At 71.5% G+C, this 25444-nt stretch carries 27 protein-coding genes and 1 tRNA gene; 20 read left to right on the plus strand and 8 right to left on the minus strand.

Going from position 1 to position 25444, the window contains the following annotated elements; translation table 11 throughout:
- Positions 1-63 precede the first annotated feature (63 nt).
- Positions 64-1041 (plus strand): AfsR/SARP family transcriptional regulator, encoded by a 978-nt coding sequence (locus tag WA640_RS17670; RefSeq protein ID WP_335989285.1) that lies wholly within the window; start codon positions 64-66, stop codon positions 1039-1041.
- Between the two features lie 689 nt (positions 1042-1730).
- Here WA640_RS17670 and WA640_RS17675 read toward each other — a convergent pair.
- Together WA640_RS17675 and WA640_RS17680 are read right to left on the minus strand one after the other, a co-directional pair.
- Positions 1731-2897, minus strand: a complete 1167-nt coding sequence (locus WA640_RS17675) for a helix-turn-helix domain-containing protein (protein WP_335989286.1) — start codon at positions 2895-2897, stop codon at positions 1731-1733.
- A 190-nt stretch (positions 2898-3087) separates the two neighbouring features.
- Positions 3088-3462 carry a GntR family transcriptional regulator gene (locus tag WA640_RS17680; RefSeq protein WP_335989287.1) on the minus strand — a complete coding sequence of 125 codons (375 nt, stop codon included), beginning with the start codon at positions 3460-3462 and terminating at the stop codon, positions 3088-3090.
- Positions 3463-3591: 129 nt separating this feature from the next.
- Here WA640_RS17680 and WA640_RS17685 point away from each other — a divergent pair, with 129 nt between their 5' ends.
- The 10 genes from WA640_RS17685 to WA640_RS17730 all read left to right on the plus strand — a co-directional run bounded on the left by WA640_RS17685 (position 3592) and on the right by WA640_RS17730 (position 12613).
- Positions 3592-3819 carry a hypothetical protein gene (locus tag WA640_RS17685; protein ID WP_335989289.1) on the plus strand — a complete coding sequence of 76 codons (228 nt, stop codon included), beginning with the start codon at positions 3592-3594 and terminating at the stop codon, positions 3817-3819.
- A gap of 8 nt (positions 3820-3827) precedes the next feature.
- Entirely contained in the window at positions 3828-4091 is a 264-nt protein-coding gene (locus tag WA640_RS17690) for a hypothetical protein (protein WP_335989290.1), read from the plus strand.
- A complete protein-coding gene (locus WA640_RS17695) occupies positions 4088-5386 on the plus strand; it encodes a hypothetical protein (protein WP_335989292.1) in 1299 nt (432 codons plus the stop codon). The genes WA640_RS17690 and WA640_RS17695 overlap by 4 nt, the downstream gene beginning before the upstream one ends.
- A gap of 65 nt (positions 5387-5451) precedes the next feature.
- Positions 5452-6522 carry a hypothetical protein gene (locus WA640_RS17700; RefSeq protein ID WP_335989293.1) on the plus strand — a complete coding sequence of 357 codons (1071 nt, stop codon included), beginning with the start codon at positions 5452-5454 and terminating at the stop codon, positions 6520-6522.
- 62 nt (positions 6523-6584) lie between these two features.
- The gene (locus WA640_RS17705; RefSeq protein WP_335989294.1) at positions 6585-8639 is read left to right on the plus strand and encodes a hypothetical protein; all 2055 of its coding nucleotides are present in this window, start codon (positions 6585-6587) and stop codon (positions 8637-8639) included.
- 43 nt (positions 8640-8682) lie between these two features.
- Positions 8683-8898, plus strand: coding sequence for a hypothetical protein (locus WA640_RS17710; protein ID WP_335989296.1), 216 nt, complete (start codon positions 8683-8685; stop codon positions 8896-8898).
- Between the two features lie 247 nt (positions 8899-9145).
- A complete protein-coding gene (locus WA640_RS17715) occupies positions 9146-9619 on the plus strand; it encodes an NUDIX hydrolase (protein ID WP_335989298.1) in 474 nt (157 codons plus the stop codon).
- 65 nt (positions 9620-9684) lie between these two features.
- Positions 9685-9984 (plus strand): hypothetical protein, encoded by a 300-nt coding sequence (locus tag WA640_RS17720; RefSeq protein ID WP_335989299.1) that lies wholly within the window; start codon positions 9685-9687, stop codon positions 9982-9984.
- A gap of 56 nt (positions 9985-10040) precedes the next feature.
- Complete coding sequence (locus WA640_RS17725) at positions 10041-11402, plus strand: replication initiator (RefSeq protein ID WP_335989300.1); 1362 nt, start codon at positions 10041-10043, stop codon at positions 11400-11402.
- A complete protein-coding gene (locus tag WA640_RS17730; RefSeq protein ID WP_335989301.1) occupies positions 11399-12613 on the plus strand; it encodes a site-specific integrase in 1215 nt (404 codons plus the stop codon). The genes WA640_RS17725 and WA640_RS17730 overlap by 4 nt, the downstream gene beginning before the upstream one ends.
- 111 nt (positions 12614-12724) lie before the next feature.
- Here WA640_RS17730 and WA640_RS17735 read toward each other — a convergent pair.
- Together WA640_RS17735 and WA640_RS17740 are read right to left on the minus strand one after the other, a co-directional pair.
- Positions 12725-12800, minus strand: a tRNA-Ala gene (locus WA640_RS17735).
- A 113-nt stretch (positions 12801-12913) separates the two neighbouring features.
- On the minus strand, positions 12914-14383 hold the full coding sequence (locus WA640_RS17740; RefSeq protein ID WP_335989303.1) for an aldehyde dehydrogenase family protein: 1470 nt from the start codon (positions 14381-14383) through the stop codon (positions 12914-12916).
- Positions 14384-14598: 215 nt separating this feature from the next.
- On the opposite strand from WA640_RS17740, the gene WA640_RS17745 reads away from it, so the two are divergent.
- Genes WA640_RS17745 through WA640_RS17780 form a run of 8 tightly spaced genes read left to right on the plus strand, consistent with a single transcriptional unit; the run spans position 14599 to position 20656 of the window.
- Positions 14599-15408, plus strand: coding sequence for a CoA transferase subunit A (locus WA640_RS17745; protein WP_335989305.1), 810 nt, complete (start codon positions 14599-14601; stop codon positions 15406-15408).
- A 29-nt stretch (positions 15409-15437) separates the two neighbouring features.
- Positions 15438-16157: a CoA-transferase subunit beta gene (locus WA640_RS17750; protein WP_442904786.1), complete on the plus strand. Its 720-nt coding sequence runs from the start codon at positions 15438-15440 to the stop codon at positions 16155-16157.
- Between the two features lie 20 nt (positions 16158-16177).
- A complete protein-coding gene (gene pcaH, locus WA640_RS17755; RefSeq protein ID WP_335989309.1) occupies positions 16178-16900 on the plus strand; it encodes a protocatechuate 3,4-dioxygenase subunit beta in 723 nt (240 codons plus the stop codon).
- Positions 16900-17436, plus strand: coding sequence for a protocatechuate 3,4-dioxygenase subunit alpha (gene pcaG, locus WA640_RS17760; RefSeq protein WP_335989310.1), 537 nt, complete (start codon positions 16900-16902; stop codon positions 17434-17436). The genes pcaH and pcaG overlap by 1 nt, the downstream gene beginning before the upstream one ends.
- A 12-nt stretch (positions 17437-17448) precedes the next feature.
- Entirely contained in the window at positions 17449-18522 is a 1074-nt protein-coding gene (locus tag WA640_RS17765) for a lyase family protein (protein ID WP_335989311.1), read from the plus strand.
- A complete protein-coding gene (pcaD, locus tag WA640_RS17770; protein ID WP_335989312.1) occupies positions 18519-19394 on the plus strand; it encodes a 3-oxoadipate enol-lactonase in 876 nt (291 codons plus the stop codon). Before WA640_RS17765 ends, pcaD begins: the two co-directional genes overlap by 4 nt.
- Positions 19381-19812: a 4-carboxymuconolactone decarboxylase gene (gene pcaC / locus WA640_RS17775; RefSeq protein WP_335989314.1), complete on the plus strand. Its 432-nt coding sequence runs from the start codon at positions 19381-19383 to the stop codon at positions 19810-19812. Before pcaD ends, pcaC begins: the two co-directional genes overlap by 14 nt.
- Positions 19813-19846: 34 nt before the next feature.
- Entirely contained in the window at positions 19847-20656 is an 810-nt protein-coding gene (locus tag WA640_RS17780) for an IclR family transcriptional regulator (protein ID WP_335989315.1), read from the plus strand.
- 19 nt (positions 20657-20675) lie between these two features.
- Here the strand turns inward: WA640_RS17780 and WA640_RS17785 are convergent, their stop codons facing one another.
- The 3 genes from WA640_RS17785 to WA640_RS17795 form a co-directional block, all read right to left on the minus strand.
- On the minus strand, positions 20676-21848 hold the full coding sequence (locus tag WA640_RS17785; protein ID WP_335989316.1) for a thiolase family protein: 1173 nt from the start codon (positions 21846-21848) through the stop codon (positions 20676-20678).
- 158 nt (positions 21849-22006) lie between these two features.
- Positions 22007-23374 (minus strand): amidase, encoded by a 1368-nt coding sequence (locus tag WA640_RS17790; RefSeq protein WP_106362755.1) that lies wholly within the window; start codon positions 23372-23374, stop codon positions 22007-22009.
- A gap of 51 nt (positions 23375-23425) precedes the next feature.
- Entirely contained in the window at positions 23426-24571 is a 1146-nt protein-coding gene (locus WA640_RS17795) for a cystathionine gamma-synthase (protein WP_335989317.1), read from the minus strand.
- 94 nt (positions 24572-24665) lie between these two features.
- Here WA640_RS17795 and WA640_RS17800 point away from each other — a divergent pair, with 94 nt between their 5' ends.
- Positions 24666-24929, plus strand: a complete 264-nt coding sequence (locus WA640_RS17800) for a hypothetical protein (RefSeq protein ID WP_106362753.1) — start codon at positions 24666-24668, stop codon at positions 24927-24929.
- Positions 24930-25044: 115 nt separating this feature from the next.
- Here WA640_RS17800 and WA640_RS17805 read toward each other — a convergent pair whose 3' ends face one another.
- Entirely contained in the window at positions 25045-25443 is a 399-nt protein-coding gene (locus tag WA640_RS17805; RefSeq protein WP_335989319.1) for a VOC family protein, read from the minus strand.
- Position 25444: the final 1 nt, after the last annotated feature.

The following is a 25444-nucleotide window of genomic DNA, read 5'->3' on the forward strand; positions in this document are numbered from 1 at the left end:
AACTGACACGGCATGACAGACGGATATCAATTCAAGGTCTTGGGGCCCTTGCACATTCACCCCGTGGACGCGACCGGGTCCGGCCTCCCGCCGCTGCGGCGGCGCCTGCTCGCCGTCCTGTTGTCGCAGTGCGGCCGCGACGTCACGGTCGATGAGCTGGCCGCGGCCCTGTGGACCGGGGCGCCCCCGCCGAGCGCGAACGCCACCCTCCAAGTCCACGTCCACCACCTGCGCAAAGTCCTCGGCGGCACCGGGCAGATCGCCCGCGGCCCGGCCGGGTACCGCATCGACGTCACCGCCGACGAGTTCGACGCCCTCCGCTTCTCCGAGCTGTACGAGCGCGCCCGCCTCGACCGCCACGCCGGATCGCTCGAAGCGTCGATCGAGCGGGTCGAAGCGGCACTGGCGCTGTGGCGGGGCGAACCCTACGCCGACATCGAGCCCTCCCGCCTCATCGCGGCCGAGGCGTACCGGCTCACGGACCAGCGCCTCGTCGCCCGGCAGGCGCTCCACGAGATGAACCTCGACCTGGGGCGGCACCACGGGGCCATCGCACCGCTGACCGAACTCGCCCGCATCCACCCGCACATCGAGCGGTTCGCCGTGCTGCTCATGCTCGCCCACTACCGCGCGGGCCGCCAGGCCGAGGCGCTCGCGGTCTACCGCACCCACCGCGAACGGCTCATCGCCGAACTCGGCGTCGAACCGGGTCAGCTGCTCCAGCGGGTCCACCGGTCGGTCCTAGGCGCCGACGACCGCCTGATGCGCGTCGCCACCAGCACGCTCGAAGGCACTTGGGCGCCATGGGCGGCGAGCGCCGATCCGCCGGTCGAAGGGCTCCCGGTCGAGGCGAAGCGCCTGCTCTCCCGGCTGCGCACGGTCCCGGACGCGGACTTCAGCCTCCAGGACGCCGCGGCCCTGGTCGAGGGCTCCACCGACGTCACCGCGTTCGTCCTCAACCGCCTCGTCGACGCCCGCCTGGTCGCCCACCGAGGCCATGGCCGCTACCGGTTGCAGGACAAGGCAACGCAATGGGAATGAAGCGGCAGAGCATCCTCATCGGAGTGGTCTGCGCGACGGCCCTGACGGTGGTCTGCGGCGGTCCGTGGCTCGCCCTCGCCATCGGGGCGCCCGGTTCCATGCGGGCGCCTTCGGCAAGGCGGCCAGCGAGGACGGGGCCGAAGCCGAGGGGATCCACAACCGCCCACGCATGCTAGGGCAACAAACAAGGGATCATCAATAAGATGATCCCTAATGTCCTGTTTGTGGAGCTTAGGGGATTCGAACCCCTGACCTTTTCCATGCCATTGAACTAGACGTCTAGACCACTATGTTTCGACCTCGGCCATGACGGACTCGCCACCTTGCCGAAGGCGGCGACGGAGTCGACGCCGAGTACCGCGGGGCCCACCTTCGGCGGTGCCGCCGACCGCCACGGTCCGCTTCCACGGCGGCGGCGGACTACGTCCATTTCGGTCTCGCTCACGATGGCGAACTGGGCTACGTCGACATGAGCGCTGCGGCAAGTCGATCTCGGAGCGGAGTTCCCTGAGTCCCCTGTCGCTGCCCAAGCGCCCCGCGCTCACCCTGCTCAGGTCGTTGCGTTCGTCGGCGGCGGCGTCGGGCGGGACCGGCGCCAGCCGCACGCCCGCCCCGAGCGCCGCCCGCCAGGCGCGCTTGCGCGCCCTTGATCCAGTAGAGAAAGTTTGAACACAAGCCGGGGGACCGGCTTACCCAGCGAGGGCCCGCAGGCGCTCCTGGAAGTCCTTGGTGGCGTTCTCTTCCGGGAATCGCTGCTGGAGTTCGCCGGACAGCTCGCCTGCCACCATGAGCAGGGACGGCAGAGACTTCCGCTCGGAGTTGAAGACCTGGTCCGCCTGCTCAATGGCCTGGTCAAGCTCGCCCTTCCGAGCGGCCGTGATCGCAAGGACGAGGCGAGCCTCTTGGTTCCTCATTGGCGAGATCTCAATGCCGTTCGGCGTCGTCCCGAACTTGATCACTTCACCCGCGTACTGAGTCGCAAGGTCGTAGTCCTGTGCCTGCGAGTACGCGTCCATGGCGTAGAACTGCCACTTCGGAAGGTCGATAGCGAAGTGGTTGTCCGACCGCGAGGGAGCCTCGAAGCGCTCCAGGATCACGGCACCCTCGTCCAGTGCCCTGCGCACGCCCTGGACGTCTCCGAGCCGACCAAGCGCCTTGGCCTCCTGCCCGATGAGCTGGACGGCAACATTGTGCCCGGCCGCGAGGTGGCGGCCTTCGGCAACCGCGTTGAGGACGTCCGGATAGCGACCCTGGGTTAGGGCGATCCACGCCTTCATTTCGAGTGCCCAACCGTGAATCTCAGGCGCTCCGGCCTCGACGCCGAGGTTCGACGCCATGATGCGGGTTGCCTCGGCAGAGGCCCGCATACCGAGGTCGTACTCAAGGCAGCCGATGAGCAGCGCGAGCCACCCGGCGTTGACCAGAAGCTCCCTGTGGGCTTGCAGCCCAACAGGTTGCCTCATCAGCCGAGCGACCTCACGAAGCCACCTGTGCCCCTCCGCGCGGAGCTGGGTCGGGTCGGTGGTGGCGTACTGGCAACAGAGGTCTTCGACCGTGGACCGGAGGGCTTCAATGGTGGTGTTGCTCGTGTCAGTCGCGCGGATACGCTCCAGGAGTTCCACCGTCTCGTTGGGCCGGAGGTCCCGCGCGGCGGCGACGTCAAGGTGCGCGGCTCCGATGAGGTCGCCTCGGGCGTTCAGGAGCTCATCGCAGCGTTGGGCAACACGCTCGGACGGCTTCTGCCGACCATTGATGAGCTTCGACAGGTGGCCCTTGTTACACGGAATGGCATCGGCAAGCTGGTTCTGTGACCAGCCCCGTTCTAGGAGGAGGCGACGCAGCGTCTCGGCGAACAATGACCTCATCCCTCCATCGTGGGGTTGCCTAGTTGCCAACGTCAACGAGGCAACTTAGAACGTCTGGGCAACTTCTGTCCCGCCTGGGACCTTGGTCCCATGATGGCACAGATTTCGAACACCCAAGCGACAGAGATCCTTGCGCGGATTGAAGCGATGCGAGTTCAGGTGCGCGGGATTAAGAGGCGTGTCACGGCTCTTGAGTCTGCCGACTCTCAAGCCGCGCGACCCGATCAGACAGGCCGGTGATCTCAGCTTGAAGGTCTTCGAGCTGGGCAAGGATGGCTTCCCCAGCATCGACCTCCGCCGGGACGGGAGCCGGGACGCCGTCGCGTTCAAGGACGAGGGTCCCGCGCCCTTGAATGGCCTGAACGAGGTCCTCGCTCTCCAGGACTTCGATAGCGGCCCGCACGGTCATCCGCGCGACCTTGAACTCCTGGTCCGCAAGGATCGTCTGAGACGGCAGGTAGGTACCCATCGGATACTTGCCACTCAAGATGCGTTTGCGCAGCTCATTGGCGATGCGCAGATAGGTCGGGTTCCTGCTGTCGTTGCCGTCGCTCATGCCGGAAGTCTAGCTCACTAGAGGTCTTACAGCCTAGATGAGCTGGAGTGCTTGACTAGTGGTCTAGACGTATGGTCTACTGAACCAGTTCGAGGCCATCGCGCCCCCACTCGACACAGGGAGAACCGCATGACGACCGCCACCGCGACCCCCGACCGGCCCGACTGGTTCGACGCCGAACCCACGGTGTCCGACCTCGACGCCATCGAAATCGAGTGGCCCCGGATCGAGGCCGACCTCGCCGAGCTTGAGCGAGACCTCGCGGACCCCGCCCCCGAGCGGTTCGTGGCCTTCGACATTGACCGCGCCCTCGGCGACACGCTCGCCGCCGGGTTCCCGACGTTCTCGCTGTCGTAGGGGATGCCGTGAACCTGTTGCGCCGCAACCGCTCCCAGGCCGATCGGGCCGCCGCTCCCGCGTGTGAGTTCCCCGCGTTCGCCTCGCTCACCGACGCCCAGCTCATCGAGCTGATCGAGGAGACCTCGACCGCTCTGGCCCTGTCGGCCCGCGGCGAGAACGTCGCCGCTGAAGCCCTGTTCACCGCCACCGCGATCCGCCTCGGCATCGATGCCGAGGTCGGTCGCCTGTCCGCTCACCTGCTCGCGACCTCGACGGAGGGGAACCGATGACCACCGACAACACCGTGACCGGCCCCGACGAGCCGGGCCGCGACTGGGCCGCCCTGGAAGAGGCCGTCCTCGCCGCCACCGGCATCGAGCCGACCCCCGCACCCGCTCCCGCCGCCGTCCCGGCCCCGGCGGCACCCGCCGTCCCCGAGGTCCCCGCCGCCGCGGAGGAGACTGCGGCCGATGTGGACTCTGACGCGGACTCGTTCCTGTGGCCCTCGGTCGTGGATGCCAAGGGCCGCAACACCGGCGAACTCGCCCGCCCGAACCCCGAGGCGGCCCGTGTGGCGATCCGCCGCGCCGCCGCGGTCACTCCGGCCGACATCGAAGCCCTTGCCGAGGCCATCTCCGAGCCCGAGGCGCGCGACATCATCGCGCAGGCCGCCGGACAGCGTGCGACCGTGCGTGAGCTGAACGCCGGTGTCGCCAAGCTCCGCGCGACCCTCGCCGCCGAGGGTGAGCGCCGCCAGGCCGAGCACGAGGCCCGTATGGCAGAGGCCCGCCGCCGCAGGGAGAACCGCGCCGCCGCGGCCCTGGAGCGCCGCGACCGGGCTCTGGACCCGACCTCGCGGATCGTGCGCCTCGCCGCCGCCGAGCGCTTCGTCCCCTGGGTCGCGGTCCTGCCCGCGTTCCTCGCCGCCGCCCTCGGCGCGGTCAACGTCGGCGTGTCCCTCGACGTCCTCTCGCCGGGCACCCAGCTCATCAACTGGATGGTGGAGCCGCTGCTCACCGTCCCGCTCATCGCGATCCTCATCGCCCAGATCCTCGGCGCGGTCGACCAGGGCAAGGCCAACCCGTACCGGGGCCTGGAGCACGCCCTCGTGACCGTCGCGCTCGTGCTCAACGTCGGCCTGCACATCGTGGTCGACGGCGTCGGGCCCGCCGCGTTCGTGTGGGCCATCGTGCCCGCGGGCCTCGCCATCTCGGCGCACCTGGTGCCGCGGCTGATCGGCAACACCCGCCAGGCCCTGGCCGACGCCTCGACCGAGCCGACCCCCGCCCCCGCCGCGGCCCCCGCGCCCGGCTTCCGCGTCGCCGCCCGCCCGGCCCCGGTCCGGGTGGACTCGGACCGGACTGCGCCTGGACCGGTGCAGGTCAAGTCGGGTGAAGCCCCTGAGTCCAGGTCCGACGCCGACGTGCTCGCCGACCTCGCCACCGCGGTCCAGAACCGCCAGATCGACCCCGGGACCAACCGCCCGATCAACGTCACCTCTGCCGAATCCATCCGCCGCACGATCCGCGTCAGCCGCGACCGTGCGCGGGCCCTGCGCGACCAGTTCGCCGCCACTGAGGACTAACCCCCCGGCGAGGGGCCGGGCTCGCTGCTCGACCCGGCCCCTCGCCTCCACCGATTGGAGACGCCATGGCTACAGGCATTTGGTCCGGGTTCTGGTCCGAGACCGGCCGCAAGGTCGCCAGGCACCAGAAGCACCGCGTGCAGGGCTGGTTCACCAGCCACCCGGCGACGTTCCTGCTCGCGTGGGGCGTCAAGGGCCTGGTGTGGAACACCCCCCGCGCCGCCTGGCGAGGCGGCCGGAAGCTCACCGGCCGGACCCGCAAGACCAAGACCCTCAAGGCCACCAACGAGACCGTCACCGTCATCACCAACGCGGGCACCGGCACCGCGCGCGTCAGCTACGGCGGCGAGGTCGTCACCGTCATCCCGCGCAACGCAACCCGCCCCGCCACCACCTTCCTGAAAGGACCGATCTTGCTGACCGGCAGAGACATGCTCAACTCCACGCCCGTGGGCGGCCTGTTCCTGGCCCTCGCCCGCGAAATCGACATCTTCGCCCCCGAGCGCGACAAGGAAGCGACCTCGACGCTCAACCTGATGAGCGACCTGCACAAGGGGTTCGCGCGATTGGCGGGCGGGGTGGACACGTTCTCGGACACCGTCTTCGCCTGCGGGATGCACGCCCGCGTCGTCCACCACCTCTACCAGGCCGTTGAGGACGCCGAGACACTCGCCGAGCGCGCCCGCCAGGCCCGCCGCCTGGTCGAGGTGATCTACGGCGACCGCCTCGTCCAAGAGGACTCGACCGCGGGCGTGCTCAACGCCCTCCCTGTCCTCGGCAGCGGGGAAGACCCCGTGTCCCTGGTGCCGCTCGCGACCAGGCTCGCGGGCGCTTACATGGCGTTCGAGCCGCGCATCGATGAGGAAGCGGTGTCGGTCCTGGAGCTGATCAAGGTCAGCCAGGCCGGATGGGCGATCCTCGCCGATGCCCTGGCCCGCCTGTCGGCCCGCCTGGGCGGCTTCCAGGTCGACCGGCGGGTCCGCGCCAAGATCACCGCCGCCGAAGACGCCGCCGTGGCGACCGCCGCCGCGTTCGGGGCCGCCCGCCGCTCCATGACCAGCCTCTACCGCGCGCAGATGGCCCAAGAGTCCACCGGCACCACGACCATCCTCACCATCCCGCTGGGCCGCTCCTAGCACCCGTACCGCCGGGGCGGCGACACGTGCCGTCCCGGCCCCTACCTGAGAGGACAGAACCCATGGGCTCCAACACCAACGCCAAGCGGGCCGGTCAGGTCGTGGTCCAGACCGGACGCGGCGCGGTCAAAGCCACCGAGTTCACCGTGCTCCACTGGCGCGGCCTGCTGCCGGTGCTGTGCATCGCCGCCGCCGCCGCGTTCGCGGGCGGCTCCAGCCTCTTCGCGTGGCTCTACGGGCCGTGGGCGTGGGCGTGGACGGCCGCGATCGGCGCGGTCCTGTTCGTGTGGGCGGACGGGTGGGTCGGCACGCTCCACAAGCCCGCCCGCGCCCCCGGCGTCGCGTTCCTGCTCTACACCGCCGCCGCCGCGGTGGTCCTCATCCTGGCCGGTGCCTACGTCGAGGCGTACCTCGTGGTCGGGACTACGGGCCTGGTGCTGGGGACGTGGTGGTGGAACGGGCAGGCGTACCAGGGCCACAAGGCCGAACGCCGCGCCGAGCGGCGCATGGAGACCGTCCTCGCCAAGCTCGGCATCTCCTCCGGGACCCGGATCACCTCCACCCGCGTCCTGCCGGACGGCTCGCGCGAGTGGCGGCTCTACCTGGGGGACGAGGACCGGCCCGACCAGATCAAGGCCGACGACGTCGCCCACATGCTGAAAACCCACCTCGACCGGGTCGTGGTCCGCAAGGTCGAGAAGGGCTCCTCCCGGTCGGTGAAGATCGTCCACCTCGCCAAGTCCCCCGACCAGGTCGCCGAGAAGACCCACCCCGCGCTCAAGGCCGCCAACCGCAAGACCGGGGGCGCGTGGGAGCCCGGCAAGCGCTCGGTGGTCGAGGGCCTGCCCACGGGTTCGGTCCTCGGGTCCGCCGCCACCGCGGTGGTGAAGGTCTACAACGAGAACCGCGACTCCCGGTGCGTGATGCTCCTGGGCAAGTCCGGCATGGGCAAGACCAACACCGCCTCAGCGATCCTGCTGTCCCTCATCGCCTGCAAGGACGTCGTGGTCGGCGTCTGCGACATCCCCAAGGCCGGGAACCTGGGCCTGCCGTTCGAGGCGGCCCTGCACCGCATCGCCACCACCGCCGAGGAGCTGGAGGCCGACCTGGTCGGCCTGTACAACCTCGCCTCGGACCGGTGCGCGCGCCTGGCCCGCGGCGAGGTCCGCACCGCCGACGGCAAGCGGGCCCGCAACTGGGTCCCCTCCCCGGCCTCCCCGGCGATCGTCTACCTCATCGATGAACTCGCCAACACCCTGCTGCGCATCTCCGCGGAGGATGCCGACCGCGGCGAGCGCATCTGGGACCTGCTCATCGGTCTGGGTCAGTTCGTGCGCCAGGCCGGGATCGTGCTGGTGCCGATGTCGCAGACGGCCAAGCGCGACATGATCCGCCCCGACTTCACCTCGCAGATGGGCACCTACGTCGTCCACCAGCTCAAGAAGGCCGTGGACGCCGGGGACATCTGGCAGGGCATGGACGTCAACTACCTGGAGGCCGGACTCCCCAAGGTCGGCATGAACCTCCTGGGGGACCTCGACGGCGGCGACCCGGCCAAGACCATGTCCTACGACATGGACACCCAGATCGCCGACGAGGACGCCTGGAACGCCGTGGTCGCCGCCTACGCCGCCGCCCGCCCGAACCTCCACACCGTGGAGGTCGGGACCCTCGGATGGGGCAACACCCTCGGCGCCAACACGACCGGCGACGCCGAGGCCGCCGGGGCCGGTTCGGACCTCGCGGCGCGCCCGGCCGCCCTCACCGCCGACACCGCCGCGGCGCAGGGCCGCGCCGGAAGCGGCATGGACGCCGCGGCACTGCTCGCCGACGCCATCGAGGAAGACCAGATGCCCGCCGGGGCGGCGATCATCGCCGGTGCCGAGCCGGTCGACGGCGACGACGAGCGCGAGGCCGCCGTCCTCGCCGCCGTGCTCGCCGCCGCCGAGAAGGGCCTCACCCGCGCCGACATCGAGCGCGCCGCCTCCCTGTCGACCTCGACCGCCAAGCGCGTCCTCGGCGCACTCCAGGCAGGCACCGCCCCGCGCATCCGCCGCGAGGGCGCAGGCCGCGCCACCCGCTACTACCCCGCCGACGACCAGCTCATCCCCGCCTAGACCCGCAACCATCAACCGCCGCAACACGAAAGGACCCAGCACCATGGCACCGAGGAAAGCCGGAGACCGGTACGACATCGGCCGCAACCCCTTGGAGGGCTACACCCTCGACGAACTCGTCACCGTCGCGCTCGGACGCGCGAAGGACCACGCCGAGCTAGGCGAGGAGACCGAATCCCTCGCATGGTCGAACCTCGCGCAGGCCGGAGCCACCTTCCACCTGTCCCAGACCATCGCGAGCCTCGCGACCCGCCAGTAGCGGCCCAGGGTCGACCGAATCGGCTCAACCCGAAGAGATTCATACCCGATAGTCCGAATTTACGGGTCAGTTTGCGGCTCACGGCACTGATCTGCGGCTCACGCTGCGGCCCAAGCCAGTCCAATTCATGCCTGAAATTCCGGTTTGCGGCTCACGGTGAGCCGCAAACCGACCCCCCATAGGGGGCAGGTGCCACGGGCAAGCCGCATCCGCCCGACCCGCACACCACACACGAGAGGCACACGCCATGAACACCACCACCCACCCGACCGACGACCGCGGCCGCGCGCTCATCCGCTACACGGGCGACCTGGTCGTCTTCGCCGAGGACTACGAGACCTACGTCCTCGTGATCGAGCGCGGCACCGAGCCGTTCAAGGGCCGCCTGGCCCTGCCCGGCGGGCACGTCGAGCACGGCGAGACCAGCCTGGAGGCCGCCGTCCGCGAGACCGCCGAGGAGACCGGCCTCGCCGTCGACGCCGCCGCCCTCCACCGCGTCGACGTCTTCGACGCCGTCGACCGCGACCCCCGCGGGCGCGTCGTCTCCGTCGCCTACACCCTCGCGCTCCGCGGCCTGCCCCACATCCGCGGCGGCTCCGACGCCGTCAACGCCAAGTGGATCGACGTCGAGACCGCCCTCCGCCAGGGCCGCATGGCCTTCGACCACCGCGACATCCTCGCCGCCGCCCACGACATGTACCTCGACGGCCACCTCGACTAGCCACACCACCGCCGGGGCCGCCGCAGAGCGGCCCCGGCCTACCCCCTCGAAAGGACCCAGTTGCCATGTCCGCCATCGCAGAACAGCCCACGCTGTTCGACCTCGCCGAACCCGAGACCGCCGCCGCCGAGCCCCCTGCACAGCCGCCGATGCCCGGCACGACCACTTGGAAGCTCATCAGCCGCCGCGCCGACTGCGTCGACTGCTGGCACCAGCAAGCCGCCGAGCACGCCGCCGGACGACTCCCGGCCCGCCGCGAGACCGCCCGCGTCCTGATGACCGCCGGGACCGACGCCACCGAGCTGTGCGAGCGCCACGCCATCCGCCGAGGGTGGCCCGGTCGCGCGCACAAGAAGCGCCGCTGAAACCACCGACCCGGGGCCGCCACATGGCGGCCCCAGACCTGAAGGGAGGCAATGGAGTGACGACACAGACTAAGGACCCGCAAGCCTCGCTGAGGGCGTTCGTGGGTTCCACCGCGTTCCCGCAGTGGAAGGCCCTAGTTGAGGGCGTCGGCGGGTGCGCCCGTCCGATCAAGCTCAACCGGCGGGTCACCTCCACCAGCCCGCTTCCGCACACCCGCTCGCTCCACGTGACCGATGTGCTTGAGGACCAGACGATCTGGGTCCGATGCGGTACCCGCCGGGCCTCTGCGTGCCCGGCCTGCTCTGCCCGCTACGAGGCCGACGCCTACCACCTGGTTCGGGCCGGGCTCTCCGGCGACGAGTCCAAGGGTGTCCCGGTCACCGTGGCAACCCGGCCGACTGCCTTCGTGACGCTCACCGCGCCGTCGTTCGGACCTGTCCACAACCGGCCTGGAAAGCGCCCCTGTGCGTGTCGTGCCTGGCACCGCGAGGAGGACCCGAGGCTTGGCACTCCCATCAATCCGGCCGCCTACGACTACGAGGCGGCCGTCCTGTGGAACAACCAGGCCGGAGCGCTGTGGGCCGACTTCACGCGCCGCCTACGCCGCGCCCTGGCACAGGCCGGGGGGTTGACTGTCCGCGACGCCGCCAAGGTCGTGCGCCTCTCGTATGCCAAGGTCGCCGAGTACCAGAAGCGCGGACAGGTGCACTTCCACGCCGCCGTCCGGCTCGACGGGTTCGACCCCTGGGGCGGCTGTGCCGCCGCCCCACCCGCCTGGGCTACAGCCGAAGTCCTCGCCGACGCCGTCCGCGTCGCCGCCGCCGGGACCGAGGTCGACGCCGAGCGCGCCGATCGCCGCCCGCTCACGCTCCGCTGGGGAACCCAGCTCGATATCCAGGCCATCGACACCGGGACCGCGAACGGGGCCGGCGGCCCTGGGCAGGTGGAGGCCGGGCGCGTCGCGGGCTACATCGCGAAGTACGCGACCAAGTCGACCGGCGTCACTGACGGCGTCGACCAACGCGTGACCGCCGTCGACATCGACCGTCTCGACGCCAGCGAGCACGCCAAGACCATGATGCGCACCGCCCTTGAACTGTCGCGCGTGCCGCATCTCGCCGGGCTCCGGCTCGATCAGTGGGCTCACATGCTCGGATACCGAGGCCACTTCCTGACCAAGTCCCGGACGTTCTCCACCACCTTCGCGGCCCTCCGAGGTGCCCGCGCCGCCTGGGTCCTCGCCGAACGCCTCTTGGAGCAGGGCGGCCCTGACGCCGTGGTCAACACCGAGTGGACCGTCATCGGCTACGGCTACCGGACCGACGAGGAGCACACCGTAGCCGCCGCCATCGCAGAACGATCCCTAGCCAGACACAGAGACAAGCGGCCTTCGGCCGGAACGGAGGAATCCAGGTGAGCGCCAAGAAGAAGGGCCGTTACGGCGAGGGCACGGTCTTCTGGGACAAGAGGCGCGGGCGTTGGATCGCTCGCGTCTCGGCGGGCACGCGCCCGGACGGGAGCCGCGACATACGTACCGCCGAAGGACTTACGCCCTCCGACGCACAAGACAAGCTCAACGGGCTCAAGGCCGAAGTGGCGGCAGGGGTTGAGGGCGGCACCTCGTACACCCTCACCGACGCGTGCGCGGCGTGGCTGGAGTACGGGCTCAAGAAGCCCGACGACCACCCGACCAAGGTCAAGTATCGGTCGCTGATCAATGTCAACATCGTGCCGCTACTGGGCCGCGCGCGCCTTAAGAAGCTCCGCGCCGAGGACGTCGACCACTGGCTTGACCAGGTCGCCAAGGATCACGCCACCTCCACCGTCAAGGCACTGCTTGGGCTGCTGCGCAGGATCATCCGGTTCGCCGAGGCGCGCGGCAAGGTCATGCGCAACGTCGCCGAGCTGGTCGACGCTCCCGAAGGGCAGGAGGGCCGCCCGTCCAAGTCGATGACCATCGACCAGGCGCACGCCGTGCTCAAGATCAGCCGTGGTTCCTGGTTGCATGGGTACATTGCCGTCTCGGTGTTCACCGGCGTCCGTACCGAGGAGGCCCGGCCGCTGAAGTGGAAGCACACGCACCTCAACCCGGTGAAGGGCCAGACCTGCACCTGCGGCAAGCAGCACACCGAGACTATGCCGGACGGAAGACCGCTTCCCCCTCACGTGGAGGTGTGGCGCTCGGTGCGGACCAAGGGAGACACCAAGACGCCCAAGTCGCGTCGCACGATCGCCTTGCCCTGGCACGTCGTGACGGTTCTCAGCGCCGTCCGCGCCGCCGCCGAGGTCGACGCGGAGGACGCGGGGCTCGCGATCCGTCCCGAGCACTACGTGTTTGCCTCCGAGGCCGCCACGGTCCGCGACGCTGCCAACGTCCGCCGGGACCTCCGCAAGGCCGTCAAGCTGGCAGGGATCGAAGGGACCTGGACGCCCCGCGAGTTCCGACACACCTTCGTCTCGATCCTGTCCGACGCTGGTGTCAGGGATGAGCTGATCGCGAACCTGGTGGGGCACAAGCGAACCTCGACCACTCGGACGGTCTACCGGCACCAGCTCCGACCGGTCATCACGACCGGTGCCGAGACGCTAGACGACTTGTTCGACAGCGGTCAGCTCGGAGCATATTAGGTATCAATAATCCGGGCTCTGACCTGCAAAAACACAGGTCAATGAGTAACAAATTGAGTAGCAGAAAGGCCACAAGGGATAACCTTGTGGCCTGTTTTGCCTGGTAGATCGTGGTGGAGCTTAGGGGATTCGAACCCCTGACCTTTTCCATGCCATGGAAACGCGCTACCAACTGCGCCAAAGCCCCTTGATTGGCGTTCCAGAGGTCGTAGACCTTGGAACCGGGACTAGTTTACACAGGGTTCGGGGGCGGGGCCGGGGAGGGGTTCGAGACGCGGGTCACGTTGGTGAGCTGGGGATTTACCAGGGGTAGGGGCCCGGTCGGGACTGGGCGGTGATCCAGCGGGTCTCGGTGAAGGCCTCGGTGTTGGCGGCGCGGCCGCCGAAGCGGGCGCCGGTGCCCGAGGCGCGGACCCCGCCGAAGGGGGCGTGGGCCTCGTCGCCGACGGTCTGGTCGTTGATGTGGACGATGCCGGTGGGGATGCGCTCGGCGAGGTCCAGGGCCTTCATGACGTCCCGGGTGATGATGCCGAGGGACAGGCCGTAGTCCGATTCCGCGGCGAGGCGGACGGCTTCCTCCTCGGAGCTGAAGGTGCGGACCGGGGCCACCGGGCCGAACACCTCTTCGCGCCAGACCGGGGTCGCGCCGTCTTCGGCGCGTACGACGGTTGGGCGGTAGAAGAGGTCCTCGTACGTGCCGCCGGTGGTGACCTGGCCGCCCGCTCGGACCAGGGCGTGCATCTTCTCGCGCTGGCCCGCGTCGATGACCGGGCCCAGGTCGACCTTGTCGGTGAACGGGTCGCCGACGGTCATCGCCGCGGCCTTCGCGGTGAGGGCGTCGACGAAGGCGTCGTGGAGGCGCTCGTGGACGAGGTGGCGGCCCGCGGTCATGCAGATCTGGCCCTGGTGGAAGAACGAGCCGAAGGCCGCGGCGCTCGCGGCGGCCTCGACGTCGGCGTCGTCGAGGACCAGGAGCGCGGAGTTGCCGCCGAGCTCCAGGTGGACGCGCTTGAGCAGGCGCCCGCCCGCTTCGGCGACGGCGCGCCCCGCGCGGGTCGAGCCCGTGAAGGAGATGACGCGGATGTTCGGGTCGGTGACGATCGCCTCGCCGACGTCGGGTCCGCCGGGGACCAGGTGGAGGAGCCCCGCGGGCAGGCCCGCCTCCTCGAAGACGCGGGCCATGGCGACGCCGCCGCAGACGGCGGTGCGCGGGTCCGGTTTGAGGACGACCGCGTTGCCGAGCGTGAGGGCCGCGGCTACCGAGCGGATGCCGAGGATCAAGGGGGCGTTGAACGGGGCGATGACGCCGACGACCCCGACCGGGACGCGGCGCGCCATCGACAGGCGCGGCGACTCCGACGGGATGAGCTCGCCGATCGGCGCGGACGCGAGCGCAGCGGCCTCGTGGCATTCGGCCGCGGCAACATGGGTCTCGAAGCCCGCCTTCATCGGGACGGCGCCGGACTCGCGCATGAGCCACTCGTGGATCTCGGCCGCGTGGGCCTCGAAGAGGTCGCCGGCTCGGCGCAGGACCGCGGCGCGGACGTGGAACGGCGTTGCCGCCCAATCGGGTTGCGCCGCCGCGGCGGCGCTCGCGGCGGCCGCGATGTCCGCCGGGGCCGCGACGGCGGCGTGCGCGAGGACCGCGCCCGTGGCCGGTTCCACCACGGGCCGAACGGTGTCGGCGGGGCGCCAGGCACCGTCGAAGCGGCGCGAGTCCCAGACCGCGGGGTCGAGGAGGGAAGCGGGGGAAGGGAGTTCGGTTGACATCGTCGTCGCTCCTGTCGGCGTGGGGGAGGCGGTGCGGGGGCCGAGAGGGTACCGGGGAGTGTTCGTCTTGCGGATCTATGTTCGACATGTGAACGCAAGCATCGTATCGAGATCGGGCATGCGAGGCAAGGGGAGCGGCTGCGCGGCCGTTGGAAAACGATAGATGTTCGTGTATGCTTCGTTCGTTCGCATACCGAACTCCCTGGAGGAGGCCCATGGCGCGGCTGACCGCCCTCCCCGAAGCCCTCGCCGCCGCCGTCCGGGACGGCGACGCCGTCGCCATGGAGGGCTTCACGCACCTGATCCCGCACGCGGCCGCGCACGAGCTGATCCGGCAGGGCAGGCGGGACCTGACCTTGATCCGGATGACTCCCGATGTCATCTACGACCAGCTCATCGGTGCGGGGTGCGCTGCGAAGCTGGTGTTCTCGTGGGGCGGCAACCCCGGGGTGGGGTCGCTGCACCGGCTGCGGGACGCCGTCGAGCACGGCTGGCCGCGCGACCTGGCGATCGAGGAGCACTCCCATGCGGGGCTCGTGAACCGCTACGTCGCGGGCGCGTCGGGGCTGCCGTTCGCGGTGCTGCGCGGGTACGCGGGGACCGACCTCGTCGACGTCACCGACTCCATCGCCCCGATCACCTGCCCCTTCACCGGCGAGCGCCTCACGGCCGTCTCCGCGCTGAACCCCGACGTCGCGGTGATCCACGCCCAGCGCGCCGACCGCGAAGGGAACGTGCAGCTCTGGGGCATCGTCGGCGCCCAGAAGGAGGCCGTGCTCGCCGCCCGCAAGAGCGTCGTCACCGTCGAGGAGGTCGTGGACGCGCTCGAACCCGTGCCCGGCGCGATCTTCTTGCCCCACTGGGTGATCGACTGGGTCTGCGAGGTCCCCGGGGGCGCCGCGCCTTCCTATGCGGCCGGGTACACCGAGCGCGACAACGACTTCTACCGGGACTGGGACGCCGTCAGCCGCGACCGCGACGCGTTCCGGGCCTGGATCGACGCGAACGTCCTGGAGGCCGAGTGAACGACCGCTCCGGGCCGAGTGCCGAGGACATGATGACCGTCGCCGCCGCCCGCGCGCTCGCCGGGAAGCGGACCTGCTTCGTCGGCATCGGCCTGCCCTCGCTCGCGGCGAACCTCGCCCGCGCGAGCTGCGCACCCGGCATCGTCCTCATCTACGAGTCCGGGACGATCGGCTCCAAGCCGCCCCGCCCGCCGCTGTCGATCGGCGACGGGTCGCTCGCCGAGACCGCCGACACCGTCGTCTCCAGCGCCGAGATCTTCAACTACTGGCTCCAGCCCGGACGCATCGACACCGGCTTCCTCGGTGCAGCCCAACTCGACCGGTACGCGAACCTGAACACCACCGTCATCGGCGACTACGCCCGCCCGAAGGTCCGCCTCCCCGGCGCCGGCGGCGCCCCCGAGATCGCCGCGTCCTGCAAGGAGACGATCGTGGTCGTCCGCCACACGCCGCGGATCCTCGTCGACCGGCTCGACTTCACCACCTCCGTCGGCCACGGCGACGGCCCCGGCGCCCGCGAGCGCCTCGGCCTGCGCGGCGCCGGGCCCGTCAAGGTCATCACCGACCTGGGTGTGCTCGAACCGGATCCGGGCACCCGGGAACTGGTGCTCGTCAGCGTCCACCCGGGCGTCGACCCCGCCGAGGCCCGCGCCCGCACCGGCTGGCCCCTGCGCGTCACACCGGACCCGGCAACGACCGAGCCGCCCACGCGCGCCGAACTCGACGCCTTGCGCGCCTTGACCTCCTGACCCACGAAAGGAGCGCCGACATGGCGGAGCCCCTGCGCCGCGACGGCCGCGGCGCCCACCCCGACCGCGACTTCCCCGCCTACCGGTCGACGGCCCTGCGCCACCCGAAGCAGCCGCTCGTCCCGCTCCACGACCCCGAGACCGAGCTGACCGCGCCGTTCCTCGGCACCGGCCCCATCGGCCCGATCGACGCCGACCTCACCGCCCAGCACGACGGGACCCCGCTCGGGGAGCGCATCGTCGTCACCGGGCAGGTCCGCGACGGCAACGGCACGCCGCTCGCCGGGCAGCTCGTCGAGGTCTGGCAGGCCAACGCCTCCGGCCGGTACGCGCAGGCCGAGGACGCCCACGACGCGCCCCTCGACCCGAACTTCACCGGCGTCGGCCGCTGCCTCACCGACGAGCACGGCACCTACCGGTTCACCACCGTCAAACCCGGCCCCTACCCGTGGCGCAACCACGACAAGGCCTGGCGCCCCGCCCACATCCACTTCTCGCTCTTCGGCACCGCGTTCGCCGCGCGCCTGATCACCCAGATGTACTTCCCCGGCGACCCGCTCTTCCCCTACGATCCGGTGATGCAGTCGGTGACCGACCCGGCCGCGCGCGAACGCATGGTCGCGGCCTTCGACCTCGACGCCACGGTCGACCAGTGGGCCACCGGGTACCGCTGGGACATCGTCCTGCGCGGCCCCGACCGCACGGTCTTCGAACACGACCTCCCCGGAAGCGGTGAGGCCTGATGGCGGAGCGGAATGCTGAGGAGGTCCGGGAGCAGCCGCTCACCCCGGCCCAGACCGTCGGGCCGTTCTACGGCTTCGCACTCCCCTACGAGGACGGGCCCGTCATCGTCCCGGACGGGGACCTCCGCGTCCACGGCACGGTCCGCGACGGCACGGGCGAACCCGTCCCCGACGCGCTCCTCGAAGTGCTGCAAGCCGACCCGCACGGCCGCGTCGGCGGCCTCTTCGGCCGCTGCTCCACCGCCCCCGCCGGGCGCTTCGCGTTCACCACCGTCCGCCCCGGCGCCACCGGCGACGGCTGCGCGCCCCACCTCGCGTTCCTCGTCCACGCCCGCGGCCTGCTCCTCCACCTCCACACCCGCATGTACTTCCCCGACGAGCCCCTCAACGCCTACGACCCGGTCCTCGCGAAGGTCCCGAACGACCGGCGGCACACCCTCATCGCCGTCCCCGACCGCGACGGCCTCCGCTTCGACATCCGACTCCAAGGCTCTGGTGAGACAGGCGGGGACGAGACGGTGTTCTTCGATGTGTGAGGGGACAGCGCGGTGACCGGACTCTTCGACGCAGTGTTCTCCCGCGGCCGGGCCGCGGAGGCGGTCTCGGGCCGGGCATGGCTGGACGCGCTGCTCCGCTTCGAAGGCGCGCTGGCGGAAGCGGCCGCTGACGCCGGGGCGCTCGATCCCGAGGCGGCCCGCGCGGTCGCCTCCGCGATTGAGGAGGGCGGATTCGATCTCGGCGCGATGGCGGACTCGGCGGCGGCGATCGGGAATCCGGTGGCGGGCGTGGTCGACGCGCTCCGCGAGCGCGTTCCCGAGCGGCACCGCCACGCGGTCCACTTCGGCGCGACCAGCCAGGACGCCATGGACACGGCGATGATGCTGGTCGCCAAGGAGGCGATCCGGCGCCTGCACCATGACTACCGGCGCTGCATCAGCGCCGCCGGCTCCTTCAAGGACCGGTATCCGGACCTGGAGATGAACGGCCGGACGCTGCTCCAGCAGGCGGAGCCGGTGTCCTTCGGCGGCGCCGCGGAGACCTGGGCGGTGATCCTGGCGAACGCCCGCAAGTCGAAGGCGCACTTGGAGTACCGGCTCTCGTACACCGGGCCGGGCGGGGTCGGTGCGACCCGGGACCCGCTCGCCGGGGACCGGTACCGGATCGCCGCCCGGTTGGGGGAGCTGCTCGGACTCGACGCGACATGGGCCTGGATCCACACCGACCGCACCCCGGTCGTGCAGATCGGGTCGGTCGTGGCCGCGATGGCGGGGGCGTGCGGGAAGGTCGCGGTCGACGTGATCCTGCTGAGCCAGAACGAGATCGGCGAGGTGAGCGAGGGCCGTCCCGGCGGCTCCACGTCGATGCCGCACAAGCGCAACCCGGTCGCCGCGACGTGCGCCCGCGCATGCGCCGTGCGCACGCCGGGCCTGGTGGCGACGCTGTTCGCGGCGATGCCGCAGGAGCTCCAGCGCTCGCCGGGGCTGTGGCACAGCGAGTGGGAGACGCTCTCGGACCTGCTGCAGCTCACCGGGTCCGCCGCGGCGTGGCTGCGTGAGTCGTTGCAGGGTCTCCAGGTCCACCCCGACGTCATGGAACGCAATCTGCGGGAGGCCGAAGGATGATTCCCCACTACGAGACCGACGGCGCGGGGCCGCCGCTGGTGCTCGTCAACTCGCTCGGCACTTCGATGGAGATGTGGCGGCCGCAGGTGACGCCGCTCGGCGCGCGGTTCCGCCTGGTGCGCTTCGATGCCCGCGGGCACGGCGGGACGCCGTTCGAGGCCGGGCCCGGCGGTTCGCTCACCGTGGACGACCTCGCGGGCGACCTCGCCGACCTCCTCGACCATCTGGGGATCGGGCGCGCGCACGTCGCGGGCGTCTCGCTCGGCGGCGCGGTCGCGCTGCGGCTCGCGGTAACGCGGCCCGAGCGCGTCGACAGGCTCGTCCTCCTCTCGACCGCAGCGAAGATCGGCACGCCGGAGGGCTGGCGCGAACGCGCCGAGCAGGTGCGGGCCGAGGGGTGCGCGTCGATCAGCGGCGCGGCGATGGGCCGCTGGTTCTCCCCGGCGTTCAGCGAGGACCAGCCGGAGACCGTGGCCGCGTTCCGGCGCCGCTTCGACGCCTGCGACCCCGCAGGCTACGCCGCCTGCTGCGAAGCCTTGGGCGCCATGGACCAGCGCGCCGACCTGGCCCGGATCGCCGCGCCCGCGCTCATCGTCGCGGGGACCGCCGACGAGGTCACGACCCCCGCCGACGCGGCGTTCCTCGACGAGCACCTCCCCGACTCCCGGACACTCCTCGCCGAGGGCGCGAAGCACCTGCTCACCGCGGAGCGGCCCGACTGGTTCAACCGCGCCGTCATCGGCTTCCTCGGTGAGGGACAAGGACTTAGCGAGCCGCACGGGCCCGGTGAGGGGCATGGCCGCAGCGAGGGGCGCCGCCCGGAGCGCGGCCCGGCCCGGGACCGCGGGGAGGCCGATCGTGACGGATTCTGACGGCGAGCGGGTGCGCCGGGCCGTGCTCGGTGACGCCCACGTGGACCGCTCGAACGCGTCCCGCACGGACTTCGACCGCGACTTCGGGGCGTTCCTCACCGAGTTCGCCTGGGGCGGCGTCTGGTCCAGGCCCGGCCTCGACACGCGCACCAGGCGCCTGCTCACCATCGCGGTCCTGTGCGCGACGGGCTGCGAGGACGAGCTCGTGATGCACGTCCGCGCCGCGCTCGGCGACGGCGTCAGCGCCGACGCAGTGAAGGAGGTCCTCCTCCACACCGCGGTCTACGCCGGGCTGCCCCGCGCGAACCGGGCGTTCCGCCTCGCGGGCCGCGTCGTCGCCGAGCACGCCGCCGCGGACGGCGATACCGGACCGGAGCCGGATCAGGAACCGGACGCACGCCCTGCCGAGCGCGGCTGAGGCCGCCGCGGCCGACCACGGATAGGGTGATTCCATGCAGGAGACCCCGGACAGCGACGAGGCGGCGACGAGCGCGCCCCGCAACTCCGACTACGTGCAGACCCTCGCGCGCGGGCTCGCCGTCATCCGCTCGTTCTCGGCCGAGCGCGAGGCGATGACCCTCAGCGAGGTCGCCAAGGAGACCGGGCTGACCCGCGCGACCGCGCGGCGGTTCCTCCTGACGCTCACCGAACTCGGGTACGTGCGCTTCGACGGCCGCTACTTCGCGCTCACCCCGCGGGTCCTGGAGCTCGGGTTCGCGTACCTGTCGAGCCTCACGCTGCCCGAGATCGCGCAGCCGCACCTGGAGCGGCTCGTCGCCGAGGTGCAGGAGTCGGCGTCCGTCGCTGTCCTCGACGAGACCGACATCGTCTACGTCTCGCGCGTCGCGACGCAGCGGATCATGCGCGTCTCCATCAACATCGGCACCCGCTTCCCGGCCGCGAGCACCTCGATGGGCCGGGTGCTGCTCGCGGACCTGCCGGGGTACCGGCTGGACGAGATGCTGGAGTCGATGGAGCTGACGGCGTTCACGCCGCACACGATCACCGACGTCGAGCAGCTCCGCGAGGAGCTCGACCGGGTGAAGGCGCAGGGGTGGGCGTTCGTCGACCAGGAGCTGGAGGAGGGGCTGCGGTCGATCGCGGTGCCGATCCGCGACCAGTGGGGGAAGGCCGTCGCGGCCGTGAACGTCTCCTCCCACGCCAGCCGCACCGACCTCGACAAGGCCCGCCGCGACCTGCTGCCGCCGCTGCTGGTGACGGCCGCGCGCATCCTCGCCGACATGGCGATCCAGTGGGGCTGACCCGCGGTCCCCTTGCGTCCTAGGCCGCTTCGAGGACGACCGCGATCCCCTGCCCGACGCCGATGCACAGCGCGGCCATCCCGTACCGCCCGCCGTCGCGGCGCAGCCGCCACGCGAGGGTCGCGAGGAGCCTCGCGCCGGAGCAGCCGAGCGGGTGGCCGATCGCGATGGCGCCGCCCTGCGGGTTGACGATCGCGGGGTCGAGGCCGGGCCACGACGCGAGGCACGCGAGCGACTGCGCCGCATAGGCCTCGTTGAGCTCCACGGTGTCGAGGTCGCCCCAGCCGATCCCGGCGCGTGCGAGCGCGCGTTCGGCGGCGGCGACCGGGCCGATGCCGTACCGGTGCGGCTCGACGGCGGTGACCGCGCGGGAGACGATGCGCGCCAAGGGCTTGCCGTGGTCGGCGGCGGCCCGCTCGCCGCCGAGGAGCAGCGCGGCGGCGCCGTCGCTGAGGGGGCTGGCGTTCCCGGCGGTGACGGTGCCGCCGGCGCGGAACGCGGTCCGCAGTCCCGCGAGGATCTCGGGGGTGGTCGCGGGGCGGATCGCCTCGTCGCGGTCGAGCTCGGGGAGGGGCAGGATCTCGTCGGCGAAGGCCCCCGATTCCCATGCGGCGTGGGCGAGCCGGTGGCTGCGGGCGGCGAAGGCGTCCTGCGCCTCGCGGGTGATGCCGAACTCGTCCGCGAGGATCTCGGCCCCTTCGCCGAGGCTCACGGTCCACTGCGGGTCCATGGCGGGGTTGACGAGGCGCCAGCCGAGGGCGGTGTCGGCGAGTTCGATCCCGCCGCGAGGGAAGGGCCGCTCGGTCTTCGGGAGGACCCACGGGGCGCGGCTCATCGACTCGACGCCCCCGGCGACGACGAGGTCGGCGTCGCCGCACTCGACCGCGCGGGCCGCGGCGACGACGGCCTCGGCGCCGGAGCCGCAGAGGCGGTTGACGGTGGTACCGGGGACGCTCGCCGGGAGCCCGGCGAGGAGGACGGCCATGCGGGCGACGTTGCGGTTGTCCTCGCCCGCGCCGTTGGCGTTGCCGAGGACGACGTCGCCGATCGCGGCCGGGTCGAGCGCTGCTTGGCGCGCGACGAGGCCGCCGATCGCCTTGGCGGCCAGGTCGTCGGGGCGGACCTTCGCGAGCGCGCCGCCGTGGCGGCCGATCGGGGTGCGGACGGCGTCGAGGATGAAGGCAGTGCTCACGGCGGCCCCAGGGTTCGCGGAGGAGGTCCGAATTCAGTGTGCGCATGATGAAACTGTGTGCACATCGCGAACACTAGTGAACCCGAGGAGGGTTCGCAAGAGGGCCGGACGAGCCGCGGAGCGGCTCGTCCGGCCCGTCAGGTCGGTTCGGGTCCCGGCTAGTCCCAGCTCAGGCCCGGCGCGTAGCGGCGCGGGCGGAGCTTGGCGATGAGCTGGGCGGCGACGTCGAAGAGGCGGCCGGTGGAGCCGGGCGGGCCGACGAGCTGCACGGTCGCGGGGGCGCCGTCGGAGCGCATGCCGACCGGGACGACCAGGGCGGGCAGCCCGGCGAGGCTGAACGGGGCGGTGAAGGCCGCGGCCGAGGCGAGGTGGGTGACGTTGGAGCGCAAGGGCTCCAGGGACCACTCCTTGGCGGCGGGCGGGGCCGCGGGCAGGCCGGGGGTGATGAGGACGTCGTAGTCCTCCAGGTCGAACCAGTCCTCCAGGTGGCGGCGGACGCGGTTGCCGTCGCCGAGGACGCCGCCGAACAGGCCGCCGAGGTACGTCCGCTCGCCCACGGCCACAAGGCGCTTGGTGCGCCGCTGGAGCCCGTCGGGCCCGCACTTGAGGCTGCGGAGATATGCGGCGCAGGTCCACGCACCCGACGACGCGGGCGTGAGACGCGCGCCGAAGCGGGGCTTGGCGCGGAACGTGTCGTGGCCGAGGTCGGTCAGCGACCGGACGGCCTTGAGCAGCCACTTGGTGGCGTCGTCGTCGACGCGGGCGGGCAGCGGGGCGGAGTTCGTGGCGGCGATGCGCAGGCGCCCCGGGTCGCCGGTGGAGCGCGGGGAGCGGTGCGTCAGGGCCGCATAGGCCAGCGCCGCATCGTCCACTGTGGTCGCCATGACGCCGACGTGGCCGCCGAGCCAGTGCTCGGGGTCGGCGTTGATGTCGGCGGGCACGTGCTCGGGGCTGTAGGCGACGATGCCGCAGGCCGCGGCGGCGGTGCGGACGCCGCCCGCGGAGCCGGGGCCGTCGAGGCCGATGCCGATGGGCGCGGCGCCGGTGGCGACCGCGAGGGCGGTGCCGCCGGAGGGGCCGCCGATGCCGCGGTCGGGGCGCCAGGGGTTGGCGGGGACGTTGCCGTCGTCGTCGGTGGCGGGCCACAGCCCCAGCTCGGAGGAGCGCCCGAACGCGACGACGACCGCGCCCGCGCCGCGGATGCGCTGCACCGCACGGTGGTCGGTGTCGGCGATGGGCAGGACCGCGGCGTTGGACCCGAGCCGCGGGGCGTGCCCGGTGACCGGGAGCTGCTCGCAGACCGCGACGGGGACGCCCGCGGCGGGGAGGGCGTCGCGGTTCTCGATGTCGTCGACGGCCGCGGCCTCGGCGAGCGATTCGATCTTGCGGACGCTGGTGAGGGCGGCGTCGGCCTCGCGGTGGTCCTCGATGCGGCGCAGATGGTGGTCGACGACGACCGAGGCGTCCGCGTCGCCGCGCCGGACCGCCTTCGCTATCTGCTGCGCAGTGGTTCCCGACCAGCTCACTGATCGTCCTTTCTCGCGGGGGACTGGGGCTCTACCGGGGAGAGGCGGCGGTCAGCCGAGCGCCTGGCGCAGGTCGGCCAGGAGGTCGTCGGCGTCCTCGATGCCGACCGACAGGCGCACCAGGTCCGCGGGGACCTCCAGGGCGCTGCCGGCGACCGAGGCGTGGGTCATGCGCCCCGGGTGCTCGATGAGGGACTCCACGCCGCCGAGGGACTCGCCGAGCGTGAACACCTCGGTGCGGGCGCAGACGTCGACCGCGGCCTGCTCGCCGTCCTTGTGGCGGAAGGAGATCATGCCGCCGTAGCGCTTCATCTGCTTGCCCGCGACGTCGTGCCCGGGGTGCTCGGCGAGGCCGGGGTAGCGGACCTCGGCGATCTTCGGGTGGCCCGCGAGGAACTCGGCGACGCGCTCGGCGTTGTCGCAGTGGCGGTCCATGCGCACCCCGAGGGTCTTGACGCCGCGGAGGGTCAGGAACGCGTCGAACGGCCCGGCGACGGCGCCCATCGCGTTGTGGTGGAACGCGATCGCGTCGGCGATCTCCTTGTCGCGGACGACCGCGGCGCCGCCGACGACGTCGGAGTGGCCGCCGATGTACTTGGTGGTGGAGTGGACGACGACGTCGGCGCCGAGCGCGAGCGGCTGCTGGAGGTACGGGCTCGCGAACGTGTTGTCCACGACCAGGATCGCGCCGTGCCGGTGGGCGATGTCGGCGATCTGCTCGATGTCGGCGATGTTGAGCAGCGGGTTGGTGGGCGTCTCGACCCACACCATCTTCGTGCCCTCGCTCATGCACGCGGTGAGCGCGGCGAGGTCGGTGATCGGCGCGGCCGTGTAGTGCAGGCCCCAGCGGACGGCGACCTTGTCGAACAGGCGGAACGTGCCGCCGTAGGCGTCGTCGGGGATGACGACGTGGTCGCCGGGGGACAGGAGCGCCCGCAGGATCGCGTCCTCTGCGGCGAGGCCGGAGGCGAACGCGAACGCGCGCGTGCCGCCCTCGATCGCGGCCAGGCAGGTCTCCAGCGCGGTCCGGGTCGGGTTGCCCGACCGGGAGTACTCGTAGCCGCCGCGCAGGCCGCCGACCCCGTCCTGCTTGTAGGTGGAGGTCGCGTAGATCGGCGGAACTACCGCGCCCGTCAGCGGATCCGGCTCCTGACCGGCGTGGATGGCGCGTGTGGAAAACCCGTGACCGTCATGCATGTCCCTAAGCTAGCCGACGCGAGTACCACTGGCTATGGATAGGCGCGCTATCGTGCAGACGACACTTACCACTTCCTTGCTTAGGAGATGCCTCATGGGCTTCGACGAAGTACACAAGATGGACATCACCGGCGACGGTGTCGACGAGACGGTCGGCGTGCGCCGCAACGGAGACGGGTCGGTCGAGTACCACGTGGACGTCGACGGCGACGGCACCGCGGACCTCCTCGCGGTCGACAAGGACGGCGACGGGGTCATCGACCACGTGCTCATCGACCACGACGGGGACGGCAAGTACGACACCGCCGCCGTCGACGCGGACGGCGACGGCCAGCTCGACGCCGTCGCAGAGAAGTAGCCCCCGAGCAGCCCAAAGGCCTGACGGGAACGGCTTCGGCAGGAGTCGCCGCCGGGCCGCGCCACCGGACTTCGCATCGCGGGCCGCCCCGGACGGGGCGGCCCGCGGTCGCGTCTCAGGCGTTCTTCGCGGCCTCGCGTTCGGCCTCGGAGCGCTCGACGCAGAACTCGTTGCCCTCCGGGTCGCGCAGGGTGACCCAGCCGGCGCCGTCGGGTTTGCGGTGGTCCTCGTAGAGGGTCGCGCCGAGGGCGAGGAGCCGCTCGACCTCCTCGTCCCGGGTGCCGGTCTCCGGGGAGATGTCAAGGTGCATGCGGTTCTTGACCGTTTTGCCCTCGGGAACGTTGATGAAGAGGAGTCCCGGGTGATCGCCGCCGGGGCCGATGAAGTTCTCCTCTTCCTCCGGCTTGTTCGGGTAGTCGGGGTGCTCGGTGTAGCCGGTGACCTGCTTCCAGAACTGCGCCAGCCGGTAGCCGTCGCGGGTGTCGAAGGTGAACTGGTTGATTTTCGAGACCATC

The sequence above is a fragment of the Glycomyces sp. MUSA5-2 genome (genome assembly GCF_037034145.1).
Classification (GTDB): Bacteria; Actinomycetota; Actinomycetes; order Mycobacteriales; family Micromonosporaceae; genus Glycomyces; species Glycomyces artemisiae.